We start from the raw sequence: 12730 nt of genomic DNA, 5'->3' as shown, positions 1-12730 counted from the left end.
CCGGCAGTCCGCTTCCGCCGCGACAGACATCGATGGAGATCGTCATGCTCGACACGAAGAACCTTGGTACGGCCCTCATCACCGGCGCCTCCTCCGGCATCGGGGCGATCTACGCCGACCGCCTCGCGGCCCGCGGCCATGATCTGGTCCTCGTCGCCCGGAACAAGGAGCGGCTCGACGCCGTCGCCGACGACCTGAGACGTCGCCATGGGCGCAACGTGCGCATCATGGCCGCCGATCTCACCGCGGCGGCAGAGCTTGCTGAAGTCGAGGGCCTGCTGCGCGACGACGCCAGCATCACGACGCTCATCAACAATGCGGGATTCGGTGCAGCCGGTCCCCTGCTCGGATCCGACGTCGAACGCATGGTCGAGATGATCGCCATCAACGTCACGGTTCCCACCCGCCTGACCTACGCCGCCGTACCAGGGCTGGTGGCGCGTGGCGGGGGCACGGTGATCAACATCGCCTCCATCGTGGCGATTGCGCCGGAACTCCTCAACGGCGTCTACGGCGGCTCGAAGGCCTTCGTTCTCGCCTTCTCGCAGTCGCTGCGGAAGGAGCTGTCGGACAAGGGCGTCAGGGTTCAGGCGGTGTTGCCCGGGGCGACGGCCACGGAATTCTGGGAGATCGCCGGGAGCCCGGTGAGCAACCTCCAGCCGAGCTGGGTGATGTCGGCCGCGGACATGGTCGATGCCTCCCTCGCCGGCCTCGATGCGGGTGAGTTCGTCACGATCCCCTCCCTCCCGGAGGCGGCGGATTGGGAGGCCTACGAGGCGGCCCGCCAGGCGCTCATGCCGAACCTGTCCGCAGCCAAGCCCGCGTCCCGCTACGCGCCCCGTCGCGTCGCCGCCTGAGCGGGCGGCCGGAACATCGGACCGTTCCCGATTCCGAATGTCCGAAGCCGTCCGCCAATCCGGCACACGGCGCGAACCCGTCGGCAATGCCTCGCTCGGCCAATGGAAATCACATCATGACAACGAAACCGCCGGTCTCCGCACATGCGGATGATTGGATCTACACACGCCGCTGGCTCAAGGCGGGCGAGACCGCCTTCGCGACCCTGAAGGACGGAACCCGCATCCGTTACGTCCGGGTCGGAGAGGGACCGGACCTCGTCCTCACACATACCGTGCGGACGCAACTGGATATCTTCCAATTCGTGATTCCGCTGCTGTCCGAACACTTCACGGTCTACGCCCTCGACCTGCCGGGGTTCGGATGGTCGGACCTCAAACCCGACAGCGAGAAGGACGAACCCACCCTTCGGGCCCAGCTCAAGGAATTCCTGCAGGTCCTTGGCATCGAACGCCCGATCCTGGCCGGCGAGTCGATCGGGGCGACCCTATCCCTCTCACTCGCCGCTGAACTCGGCGACAGGGTTGAACGGGTGGTGGCGTTCAACACCTACGACTACCTGCCCGGCCTGGAACGCGCCAACCTCCTCGCCTCGATTATCATCAAGGGCGTGCGCGCACCGATCGTCGGTCCGATCTTCGCGTCGAAGGAGAACCGAGCGATCACCGGCGGCATCATCAGGGGAGGCTTCCATGACCCGAAGACATTGCCCGATGACCTGCTCGACGAATATTCCCGCGTCGGCAACCGCCCCGGATACGGGAAAGGTATGAGACGGCTTCTCAAGTCGCTGCCAAGCTTCGTCGCGGCACGTCCGCGATACCGCTCGATCAGGGCGCCGGTGACGCTGGTCTGGGGCGACAGCGATTGGTCCTCCCGAGAGGATCGCGCCGGCGTCGAGCGAAGCGTCCCGTCACCGAAGGTCATAACCCTCGAACGCACGGGCCATTTCAGCGCCGTCGAACGCCCCCGGGACTGGGCGGACATCATCATCGCGGCGGCGACGCGGTGAGCCTCGGTCATGTCGGTGCCAACGGGTCCGTCACCGTGAGCATGAACAGGCCCATCGGCGTCGATTTCGGCGATGTCCCCGCGTGGCAAGCTCTCGCCTCACTCCGTCAGGTCCATCCATGAACGGTCTCAGGGTCGGCCGACTTTCGCGCCGCGTGGCTTTGTTTGTCGGCGCAGCCTTCATCGCGTCCCGGGGCATCGGCCGTGTCGCCGCCATCCCTTCGAAACCCTCAGGAGTTTCACCCTTGCCAGCGCAACTCGACGCGACCGAAGTCGCGATGCAGCACGTCACGATCCATGCCACCAAGCCGTTCGAGGCGGTACGGATAGCCCTCGAAGCGGCCCTACCACCCCTCGACCATTCCTATGAGGAGTTCCTCCGGTCCGGCAACGCGACGGAAGCGCGGGACCGTATGGAGCGACTGGCGCCACTCTCCATATTCGGCATGCGGGACCATGGCAGCCTGCTCCTGGTGGCCGGGTCCCGACAGAAGGCGATCCAATACGACATCGGCAATCCGCTGACGGCCTCACGGATGACGCGGCATGTCCTCTCCGCCGCGCTGTACGCCCCCATCAGAGTGCTTCTGCGCGAGGCGGCTGACGGTAACGCGGCCTTCGAATATGATCGCCCCAAGACGAGCTTCGGCCAATTCAGCGACAAGGACGTCGATGCCGTCGCCGACGAGCTCGATCGGCGGCTGCGCGAGACCCTGTTGGCGGCGGCATCCTGACCCGCAGCGGATCAGACCGCCTCCAGCGCGAGGGCGATACCTTGCCCCCCGCCGATGCAGCGGGTGACCAATCCACGGCGGATGCCGTCCCGGCGCATGGAATGGAGCAGGCGGGTCGTCAGCACCGCACCGGTCGCGCCGATCGGATGCCCGTGGGCGATGGCACCGCCCTCGACGTTGACGATGTCCTCGGGCAGGCCGAGTTTCTTGGCCACGGTCAAGGGAACGACGGCGAAGGGAACGACGGCGAAGGCCTCGTTGATCTCGACGCGCGCGACGTCGCCGAGCGACCAGCCAGCGCGCTCCAGGGCCTGACGAACGGCTGGCACGGGGCCGAGGCCGACTATGCCATCGGGAAGCGCGCGGAGGCATGGCGCGCGCGATGTTTGGATCGCGTCCCTGATCCCGTCGATCCGGGCTTTCGGGGCGGGAACTCTGCGGTCTCGGCGTCCGTGCCCGTGAATGTCAGCCGGCGACCGAGGAATGCGCCGCCTGGAGCAGGTCATTCGCCAGCTCCTCGTCGCTGACGGCCCGTGCCAACACGACGGCTCCGACGAGCATCGACAGCGTTGCGAGGGACTTTTGCCGCCGGCGCTCCCGCGATGCCTTCGGCGTCAGGTTGGCGAGGATGGAGGCCAGACGCTCGACACCCTGCGTGAACCGGGCCCGAACGGGGCTGCCCGGCGCTTCCCGCGAGATGTCGTTGGCCAGGGCCGCGAGGGGACACCCCTTCCCGGGTGTCTTGACGTGCGCAAGAGACAGGTAGTTCGTGAGGATGGCGTCCACGTCCCCGCGCCGGTCCTCGTTGACTGCGGCGTCGAACGCCTCGGCGGCCAGCGCCTCCTTGTTGGCGAACTGGCCGTAGAAGCCGCCATGGGTCAGGCCGGCGGAGGCCATGATGTCGGCGACGCCGACGCCGTGCAGGCCACGCTCACGGAACAGGGTCGCCGCGACCTCGACGACGCGCTGACGGTTGAGCTTGGCCTGCTCCTGCGAAACTCTCGGCATACCCTGATCCTTCGATCTTCCGACGTTCTGTATAGATGAAACGCGTCATCTAAAGAAGGGCGGACCCTCCGGCGTTCCCGCGACACCTCCGGGAGACGACAAGCGACCGGCCGGCGCAGGGGGGCCGGAGCGCAGGCCGGTCGTCGTCCCACACGCCCGGTCGCCCGGCGCGCGATCCTGGGATGTCCCTCGGGTGGGACACGAACGTCTTCCGTCGCTTCAAGACTCGGCCGGGAGCGGCATCGCGCCGGAACCGGCTGCGGCTCCGTCCTTGCGGGGTTCCCGCGCCACCCGGAACCACAGGGCGTAGAGCGCCGGCAGGAACAGGAGCGTCAGCAGGGTCCCGACGCCGACGCCGCCGATCAGCACGTAGGCCAGGGCCCCCCAGAACACCGAGTGGGTCAGCGGAATGAAGGCCAGCATCGCGGCGGCCGCGGTGAGGATCACCGGACGGGCCCGCCGCACCGTCGACTCGACGATGGCCTCGTAGTTCGACAGGCCCGAGGCGCGGTCGTGATGGATCTGATCGACGAGGATCAGCGTGTTGCGCATCAGGATGCCCGACAGGGCGATCAGCCCCAGGATGGCGTTGAAGCCGAAGGGTTGGTGGAAGGCGAGGAGCGTCGGCACCGCCCCCACGAGGCCCAGCGGCGCGGTGGCGAAGACCATGAACATGGTCGTGAACGACCGGACCTGAATCATGATGACCGTCAGCGTGACGATGAGCATCAGCGGGAACACCGCCACCAGGGCGTTCATCGCCTTGGCGCTCTCCTCCACGGCCCCGGCCGTGTCGATACGGTAGCCCGGCGGCAGCTTGGCCTTGATCGCGTCGAGCCGGGGAAAGATCTGCGCGTGGACATCCGGCGGCTGCTTGCCGTCGAGGACGTCGCCCTGGACGCGGATATAGGTCTCGCGGTTGTAGCGCTTGAGCACCGCGTCCTCGCTGCGGCTCTCCAGGCGGGCGACCTGCGAGACCGGCACCTGCCGCCCGTCATGCGTGGTCAGGGTCAGGTCGCCGATCTCCCCGAGGGAACGGCGCTCCGGCCCGGGGCTGCGCAGCAGCACATCGACGGTGCGCAGGTTCTCGCGGACCTGGGTCGCGGGCGTCCCGGTGAGGTAGCTCTGGAGCTGCTGGCCGGCCTCCTTGGGGGTCAGGCCGATCAGGCGCAGGCGCTCCTGATCGAGGGCAAGATGCAGGCTCGGGGTCCTGTCGCCCCAGTCGAGGTGGACGAGCCGCATGTTGGGGTTGGCCATCATGACGTCGCGGACCTCCTCGGCGATGCCGCGGATCACCTCGGGGTCGGGTCCGACCACCCGGAAGGCGACGGGGAAGCGGATCGGCGGCCCGAACACGATCTGGAGCACCCGCACCCGCGCCTCGGGGAAGAGCCCGTCGCTCACGAGCGTGCGCAGCTTGATCCGGAGCGCGTCGCGGGTGGCCGCATCGGCGGTCTGGACGACGATCTGCGCGAAGGCGGGGTCGGGCAGTTCGGGATCGAACGAGAGCACGAAGCGCGGCATGCCCTGGCCGATATAGCTGGTGATCGCCCGCGCCTCCGGCAGCGCGCGCACGGCCGCCTCGACCTTCCGGACGCTGGCCTCGGTGGTGGCGAAGGCGGACCCGGTGGGCAGGGTCACCTCGACGATCAGTTCGGGACGCTCGGAGTTCGGGAAGAATTGCTGCTCGACCTTGCCCATGCCGACCACCGCGAGGGCGAACAGCGCCACGGTGACGCCGGCCGCCAGCCACTTGTGGTCGACGGAGGCTCTCACGATCCGACGCAGGCGCCGGTAGTTCTTCGTGGCGTAGATCGCGGCGTGGCCGCCTTCGACGCGCTTGATGTTCGGCAGGAGCTTGACGCCGAGATAGGGCGTGGCGGTCACGGCCACGATCCAGGAGACGATCAGGGAGAAGCCAACCACCCAGAAGATGTTGCCGGCATACTCGCCCGCCGTCGAGGCCGCGAAGCCCACCGGCAGGAATCCCGCGATGGTGACGAGGGTGCCGGTGAGCATCGGCGCGGCGGTGGCGCTCCAGGCATGGGTGGCCGCCTCGATCCGGTCCGCGCCCTCCTCCATGCGCACCACCATCATCTCGATGGCGATGATGGCGTCGTCCACCAGCAGGCCGAGGGAGATGATCAGGGCGCCGAGCGTGATGCGGTCGAAGTCGCGGCCGGTCACCATCATGACCACGAACACGGCGGCGAGGGTCAGGGGCACCGCGAGCGCGACCACGAGGCCGACCCGGAAGCCGAGCGCCACCAGGCTGACCACGATGACCACCGAGAGCGCGGTGAAGAACTTCACCATGAATTCGTGGATGGCCTCGTCGATCACCTTGGCCTGATCGGTGATCTTGGTGAACGCGACGCCCGTCGGCAACGCGTGGTGGATCGCCACCTCCTCGGTGTTCAGGGCCGCGCCGAGGGCGAGGCCGTTGAATCCCGGCTTCATCACCAGCCCGAGCATCAGGGCGGGCTCGCCGTCGTTGCGGATCGCGAACACCTTCGGGTCCTCATAGCCGCGCTTGACCTCCGCGATGTCGCCGAGCTTGAGGCTGCGGTCGCCGGCCGCCACCGGCAGGTCGCGGATCGCGTCGAGGCTGTCGAGGGTGCCGTCGAGGCGCAGGTAGACCCGCGGGCCGGTGGTCTCGACGAAGCCCGCCGGCGTCACGTCGTTCTGGTTGCCGAGGGCCGCGAGCAGCTGCTGTCCGGTGATGCCCAGCGTTGCGAGGCGCTGGTACGAGATCTCGACGAAGATCTTCTGGGCCTGCTCCCCCAGGATGTTGATCTTCTCGATGCCGGGGACGCGCAGCAGGCGCTGCCGCAGATCCTCGGCCGCGAGCACGAGATGCCGGTGCGGCATATCCCGGGCCTGGAGGGCGTACAGGGCGAAGTAGACGTCGGAGAACTCGTCGTTGAACAGCGGCCCCATCACCCCGCGCGGCAGGGTGGGGGCCTGGTCGGAGAGCTTCTTGCGGGCCTGGTAGAACTCCCCCTGCAGCTTGGCCGGCGGCATGCTGTCCTTGAAGTAGACCTTCATAAGCATCAGGCCGGGCCGGACCGTGGTCTCGACCCGGTCGTAATAGACGAGCTCCTGCAGGCGCTTCTCCAGCGGGTCGGCCACCTGCCGCTGGATCTCCGAGGTGGTGGCGCCGGGCCAGGCGGCGGAGACCGCCATCGTCTTGACCGTGAAGGCCGGATCCTCGGCGCGGCCGAGCCTCTGGAACGCGAAGACGCCGGCGGCGGTCACCGCGATGATCAGGAAGAGCGTGACGGCCCGCTCCCGGACCGCCAGGGCGGAGAGGTTGAACCCGGTCATCGCGCGACTCCCGTCAGGCTCGGGGGGGCCTGCCGCACCGTCTGGCCGGCCTTGAGGAGATGGGCGCCGAGCGACACGATCCGGTCGCCCGGCTGGAGGCCGGACACGACCTCGGCCGCCTCTTCCGACATGCGGCCCAGGGCGACCGGCTGCTGGGTGACGGTCCTGGTGTCGGTGTCGAGCTTCCAGACCGCCGAACCGTGCCCGATGTCGAAGAGGGCGCCGAGCGGCACGTCGACCGACGCCGCGCGTCCGGACTCCGCCGGCTTGAGCCGGAGCGTCACGGTCGCCCCGAGCGGCGCATCCTCGCCGCCGCCCGAGAGGATGTAGCGCCCCCGGTAGGTCCGGGTGGCCGGGTCGGCGGTGGCCGAGAGCTCGCGCAGCCGGGCCGGATAGGTCGCCTCGCCCTCGGCATAGAGCGTCGCCGAGGCCACGCCCCGGGCCAGGCGCCGGCTCGCCTCGGGCAGGAAGACCTCCGCCTCGCGGGCGCCGTCGCGGGCCAGCTTGACCACGGTCTGGCCGGCGGCGACCACCTGACCGGGCTCGGTCGGGACCTCCATCACGACGCCGTCGGCATCGGCCTGGAGTTCGGAATAGCCGGCCTGGTTGGAGATTTGGCTCGCCTGGGCCTCCGCATTGGCGAATTGGGCGATGGCGGCATCGGCCGCGGCCTTGTTCTGGTCGTAGGTCTGTTTCGAGGTCCAGCCATCCCCGACGAGCTTGCGGCTGCGCTCCTCGTCGGCCTTGGTCTTGATCATCTGCGCCCGGGCCGCCTCGACCGAGGCGCGCGCCGCGTTGAGCGCCAGGGTGAAGTCGGTCCGGTCGAGGCGCATCAACGGCTGCCCGAACCGGACGTGGTCCCCCGGATCGACGAGGCGCTCGAAGATCTTGCCGCCGACGCGGAAGCCGAGATTGCTCTCGGTGCGCGCGCGGATGACGCCGGTGTAGCGCGCGACAGCCCCGGTCCCGGGGGCGACCGCGACGGTCTGGACCAGCGGCGGCTCAGGGGTCACGGCGGTCTCGGCCGGCGAGCACGCCGCCAGGGCCAGACCTGTGAGACCCAGGATTATTCTCGCATCCATCATCGGCCCGCGAGCTCCGCTTGCATCGGCATCAAATATTATGACAATCATCTATTATGGCACGGATGCCGCGTCAAGGGCGACGGCGGTGCCGTGTCGCGATGCGGTCGCTCTTTTGCCAATCCAGGGATGCGCGTTGGACGGACGAACGGATGGTCATCGATGTCCGCCCGGATCCCTGGCCCTGGGGAGCGTCCGGCGACCGGCCTGTGAGGCGGGCCGAACGACATCATGACGGGTCAAGGACCGGATCTGTCCGTCATGATCGAAGGACCATGACCCCTGAAAAACACGCTCAGGATTTCGCCGGGGCGGGATAGTCGTCGGCTCGGCCCGTGACGGGTCGGGAGGCCGGACCCGGGGGCAGCCACGCGCCGAAGGCCAGCGATGCGGCGTTACCCGTTCCCATCGCGGCCAGTCCGAGACCGAGGGCGAGGAAGAGGCCGTTCGTCCCCCCGCCGAGGCGGAGCGCCAGGGCGCCGCCGCCGAGGGACACGAGGACCCGGAGGATGCCGGAAGCCAGGGGCCAGCCGACGCGGCCGGCACCCTGTGCGGCGAAGTACAGCGCCAGGCCAAAACCGAAGAAGCCGTAGAAAGGCCCGACGATGCGCAGGTACGCAGCCCCTGTCGCCAGCATCGCGGCATCGTCGCCGAACAGGCGCAGCCACGCATCCGGCTCCAAGGCCGCGGCGATGCCCAGCACCTCCGTGACGCATCCCGAGAGGATCGCCCCGGTCCAGGCCGCGCGTCGCGCGCGATCGACGGCGCCGGCACCCGCCGCCGTGCCGACCATGGCCGAGAGCGGGGCGCCGAAGCCGAACACGATCGGGACCAGGAGATATTCGAGGCGCACGCCGGTGCCGTAGCCGGCGACCGCTCCCGGTCCCTGCAGTCCCACGAGACCGGTCGCCGTCGCGATGGTGACGTTGGTGGTGACGGTGACGAGCGCCGAGACCATGCCGACCCGGAGGATCGAGCCGAGCGCGGCACCGGACAGCGCCGGTGGGCGCAGGGGCGGCCGGAGCACGCCGCGCCCCGACCAGAGGTAGGTGGCGAAGATCGCCACGCCGACAGCGTAATAGGCGAGCACCGCGACGCCACCACCGAAGATGCCGAGCTGTGGGATCGGCCCCCAGCCGAAGATCAGGGCCGGCGACAGGGGGACGAGCGCGACCGCTCCCCCGCACGTCACGGTGGCCGGCAGGGTCATGTTGCCGGTACCCCGGATCACCGCGGCGAGCGCATTGAACAGCCAGACCAGCAACGCCCCCGAGAACACGACGGCGGAATAGGTCGTGGCCGCATGGAGAGAACCGCCCGTGCCGCCCATGGCCCGGTACAGGGCAGGCCCGAACGCCAGTGCCGACGCCGTGGTGAGGACGCCGAGGGCCGCCGCGATGGCCATCGCATGCCATACCAAGCCGTTCGCCTCGTCCTGGCGACCGCCGCCGAGCGAACGCGAGATCGCCGAGAGGATCCCGCCGCCGATCGCACCGGCGGACACCATCTGCACGAACATCAGGATCGGGAACACCAGGGCCATGCCCGCGAGGGCGTCGGTGCCGAGCTCGGCCACGAAGTAGGTCTCGATCAATCCCACCGAGGCCTGCACCACCGACATCAGGACGTTCGGGGCTGCGAGGCGCAGCAACGTCGGCGTGACCGGATCGTGAAGCAAGGCACGTGTGCGCGCGTCCATCGTGTGACCTCGACGGCGATGGGTCCCGGCCCCGCGACAAGGCGGCGATGGCCTGCATCCCGAACCGGACCTATAAAGATGCATATGCAAGTTTTAAGCGCTTGCATAGGCATCCTCTCAAGCGGACGGGGCAAACCGGTGGCCCAGCCTGTGTCGGGAAAGGGCGGCGCGTGTACCCGGCCGCGCGATCGCGATAGGACGCGACCATGACCGACGATCCCAGCACCTGCAGCAACGCCGTCCTGCGGCAGGCCATGCGCCGCATCGGCCAGCTCTACGACGACGCCCTCGCGCCAAGCGGCTTGCGCGCCACGCAACATGGATTGCTCGCGACGGTTCGGACGATGGGCGCGCCGACGATGCGTGAACTGGCCGAACGAGCGGTCATGGACCTGTCCGGCCTCAGTCACACCCTGAAGCCGTTGACGCGGGACGGCTATCTTCAGCTCATGCCCGATCCGCGGGATCGTCGCGCCCGACGTATCACGCTAACCGAGAAGGGCGAGAACAAGCTCGCCGAGACGGCGAAGCTATGGCGCGGGGCCCAGGATCGTTTCGAAGCGGTCTTCGGCAAGGAGCGAGCGGTCGCACTCAAGGCCGAGTTGGGATTCCTGATCTCGCCGGCATTCCAGGACGCGTTCAATAAAGCCGGGACGGAGACGGCAACCAGCACGTGCTGAGCGACCGGCTGGTATGACGGTGCGGCGGCGTCCATCCGCCCGCACAGGGTCCTCGGTGATCCAACGCCGGCATACAAATCTTGCCCAGCGCCGCAAAGCGACGGCATCGCCCGCCGAGCGTGAGGGCGGCTCAGTCGTGGCGGTCGATCCGCAACCCGGCGCATGGGCGCTGCCGGGCCAGCGTGAGACCCGGATCACGCCGCAGGCGTTCCCCGTGCGGAAGCCCGCCTCCGCCCCCACCGATCACCCCCGCCCCGCCGCATTCGCCCTCCGGGTCGCCGCGGCTTTTTTCGCGGATGCCGAGCGCTGTTCCGCCGTCCGGCCCGCGGAGACCGCCCCGCCCTGGTGGGCCGCCGGATGTCCGGTCGCCTTGCCCCGGCCCGAGCCGCCGGGCTTCTTGCCGCCGCCGTCGTCCTTGTTGACGGTCGCCCAGGCGCGGGCTTCGGCCTCGGTCTCGGGGACGCCGCGGGCCTCGTAGGACTCGGCGATATGCGCGGCCTTGCGCTTCTGCTTGTCGGTGTATTTCGCCTTGTCGCCCTGCGCCATCGCCCGTCTCCCGAAATTCAGCTCACCCCGGTCGGCCCGTCGAGGATCGCCCGCACGCGGCGGACCAGCTCGGTGCGCCGGTAGGGCTTGTTGAGGAGATCGAACTCCGAGCCGCCGATATCGGTTCGCTCCAGGCTCGCCTCCGCGTAGCCGGTGGCGAGCAGCACCTTGAGCTTGGGCTGGCGCCGTACGGCCTCCCGGGCGAGCAGCACGCCGTTCATGCCGCCGGGCATGATCAGGTCGGTGAACAGGAGGTCGACCCGCTCGCTGGAATCCAGGATCTCCAGGGCCTCGCGGGCATTGCCGGCCATCAGGGTCACGTAGCCGAAATCCCGCAGGATGGTGCGGGCGACCTCGGCCACGTCCGCGCGGTCGTCGACGATCAGGATCGTCTCGGTGCCCTGCCGGTCCACGGACCGCAGGGACACCTTGGGGGGCGTGTTGACGGCGCCGTCGGTGGCCGGGAACGAGAGGCGCACGGTCGTGCCGGCACCGACCGCGGATTCGATCTGCGCCGCGCCGCCCGACTGCTTGGCGAAGCCGTAGACCGTGGAGAGGCCGAGGCCGGTCCCCTTGCCCTCCTCCTTGGTGGTGAAGAACGGGTCCATCACCCGGGCCAGCACGGCCTGCGGGATGCCCGTGCCGGTGTCCCGGATCGCGATGCTGACGTAGCGGCCGTCGCGGAGCGCCCCGATCTCCCGGTCGCGGAGGGCGACCTCGATGTTCTCCGTGGAGATCCGCACCGTGCCGCCGTCCGGCATCGCGTCGCGGGCGTTGATCAACACGTTCAGGATCGCGACCTCGGCCTGGGTCGGGTCCACGCGGCAGTTCCAGAGATCCGCGGCGAGGTCGAGTTCGACCTTGACCGCCTCGCCCACCGCGCGGGCGACCATCTCGCCCATGCCCTCGACCAGGGTGTTGAGATTGACGGCGCGCCCCTCCAGCCGCTGCTTGCGGGCGAAGGCCAGGAGCTGCTGCGTCAGCGTCGTCGCGCGCTCGGCGGCCTGGCGGATGTTCTCGGCGGCGCGCCCCAGCCGGGCGCGGTCGGCATCCGGCTTCTCGAGGCCGGCCGCCAGGATGTCGATGTAGCCGACGATCACCTGCAGGAGGTTGTTGAAATCGTGCGCGATGCCGCCGGTGAGCTGGCCGAGAGCCTCCATCTTCTGCGCCTGGCCCAGGGCGTCCTCGGCGTCGCGGCGGCGCGAGACGTCGAGCTGCGAGCCGAAATAGTACACGAGCTCGCCGTCGGCGTTGTAGACCGGCGAGACGAACAGCGCGTTCCAGAAGGTCGAGCCGTTCTTGCGGTAATTCAGGATCTCAGTGGCGAATTCGCGCTTCTCGGCGATGGCGGTGCGGACCTGCGCGATGGTCCCGCGGTCGGTGTCGGGCCCCTGCAGGAAGCGGCAGTTGCGCCCGACCAGCTCCTCCGGCGTGTAGCCGGTCATCGCCAGGAAGGCCCGGTTGGCGAAGATGATCGGGTTGTCGGGCTGGCGCGGATCGGTGACGATCATCGGCATCCGCGTCGTCTCGACCGCGGCGAAGAAGATGTCGCTCCTGCGGTCCGTGACGTCGCTCGGCGCGCTGTCCTGGACCTGGGGACCGGGTCCGGAGGGCGGGGTTTCTGGGGTCTCGGACATGCGCGGCGGTCTTCACCCTTCAGGCCGTGGACGCAGGCGGCGCGCGGATCATCGCGACCTGCGTAGGCACCGCTCGATCATCGTCCCGATCGGTGGCCGCCGGCTTTCCGGACGACCCCAATCAGAAAGCGAGCGCAGCATGACGGTT

General features: G+C 69.0%; 10 protein-coding genes and 1 pseudogene. 4 read left to right on the top strand and 7 right to left on the bottom strand.

What is annotated here, in order from left to right; translation table 11 throughout:
• The first annotated feature begins 44 nt into the window (after window positions 1-44).
• The 3 genes from AC3IF3_RS08070 (at window position 45) to AC3IF3_RS08060 (ending at window position 2603) form a co-directional block, all read left to right on the top strand.
• Window positions 45-857, top strand: coding sequence for an SDR family NAD(P)-dependent oxidoreductase (locus AC3IF3_RS08070; RefSeq protein ID WP_489228165.1), 813 nt, complete (start codon window positions 45-47; stop codon window positions 855-857).
• An 86-nt stretch (window positions 858-943) separates the two neighbouring features.
• On the top strand, window positions 944-1870 hold the full coding sequence (locus AC3IF3_RS08065; protein ID WP_489228163.1) for an alpha/beta fold hydrolase: 927 nt from the start codon (window positions 944-946) through the stop codon (window positions 1868-1870).
• Between the two features lie 118 nt (window positions 1871-1988).
• Complete coding sequence (locus tag AC3IF3_RS08060; RefSeq protein WP_489228161.1) at window positions 1989-2603, top strand: DUF302 domain-containing protein; 615 nt, start codon at window positions 1989-1991, stop codon at window positions 2601-2603.
• A gap of 11 nt (window positions 2604-2614) precedes the next feature.
• Here AC3IF3_RS08060 and AC3IF3_RS08055 read toward each other — a convergent pair.
• The 5 genes and pseudogenes from AC3IF3_RS08055 to AC3IF3_RS08035 form a co-directional block, all read right to left on the bottom strand.
• Window positions 2615-2953 (bottom strand): annotated as a pseudogene (locus AC3IF3_RS08055) (acetyl-CoA C-acyltransferase); the annotation flags it as partial.
• A gap of 115 nt (window positions 2954-3068) precedes the next feature.
• A complete protein-coding gene (locus AC3IF3_RS08050) occupies window positions 3069-3611 on the bottom strand; it encodes a TetR/AcrR family transcriptional regulator (protein ID WP_489228159.1) in 543 nt (180 codons plus the stop codon).
• 219 nt (window positions 3612-3830) lie between these two features.
• Window positions 3831-6938 carry an efflux RND transporter permease subunit gene (locus AC3IF3_RS08045; protein ID WP_489228157.1) on the bottom strand — a complete coding sequence of 1036 codons (3108 nt, stop codon included), beginning with the start codon at window positions 6936-6938 and terminating at the stop codon, window positions 3831-3833.
• Window positions 6935-8020, bottom strand: coding sequence for an efflux RND transporter periplasmic adaptor subunit (locus AC3IF3_RS08040; protein ID WP_489231263.1), 1086 nt, complete (start codon window positions 8018-8020; stop codon window positions 6935-6937). Before AC3IF3_RS08040 ends, AC3IF3_RS08045 begins: the two co-directional genes overlap by 4 nt.
• Before the next feature lie 295 nt (window positions 8021-8315).
• Window positions 8316-9719 (bottom strand): MATE family efflux transporter, encoded by a 1404-nt coding sequence (locus AC3IF3_RS08035; RefSeq protein ID WP_489228155.1) that lies wholly within the window; start codon window positions 9717-9719, stop codon window positions 8316-8318.
• 206 nt (window positions 9720-9925) lie between these two features.
• On the opposite strand from AC3IF3_RS08035, the gene AC3IF3_RS08030 reads away from it, so the two are divergent.
• On the top strand, window positions 9926-10399 hold the full coding sequence (locus AC3IF3_RS08030; protein ID WP_489228154.1) for a MarR family winged helix-turn-helix transcriptional regulator: 474 nt from the start codon (window positions 9926-9928) through the stop codon (window positions 10397-10399).
• 243 nt (window positions 10400-10642) lie between these two features.
• On the opposite strand, the gene AC3IF3_RS08025 is transcribed toward AC3IF3_RS08030, so the two are convergent.
• Window positions 10643-10945 (bottom strand): plasmid stabilization protein, encoded by a 303-nt coding sequence (locus tag AC3IF3_RS08025; RefSeq protein ID WP_489215079.1) that lies wholly within the window; start codon window positions 10943-10945, stop codon window positions 10643-10645.
• A gap of 17 nt (window positions 10946-10962) precedes the next feature.
• On the bottom strand, window positions 10963-12582 hold the full coding sequence (locus tag AC3IF3_RS08020) for a hybrid sensor histidine kinase/response regulator (protein ID WP_489228153.1): 1620 nt from the start codon (window positions 12580-12582) through the stop codon (window positions 10963-10965).
• Window positions 12583-12730: the final 148 nt, after the last annotated feature.

Source organism: Methylobacterium sp. J-118 (genome assembly GCF_057836565.1).
The sequence above is the reverse complement of the archived record's forward strand: the minus strand, read 5'-3'. Positions and strand labels throughout refer to the sequence as shown.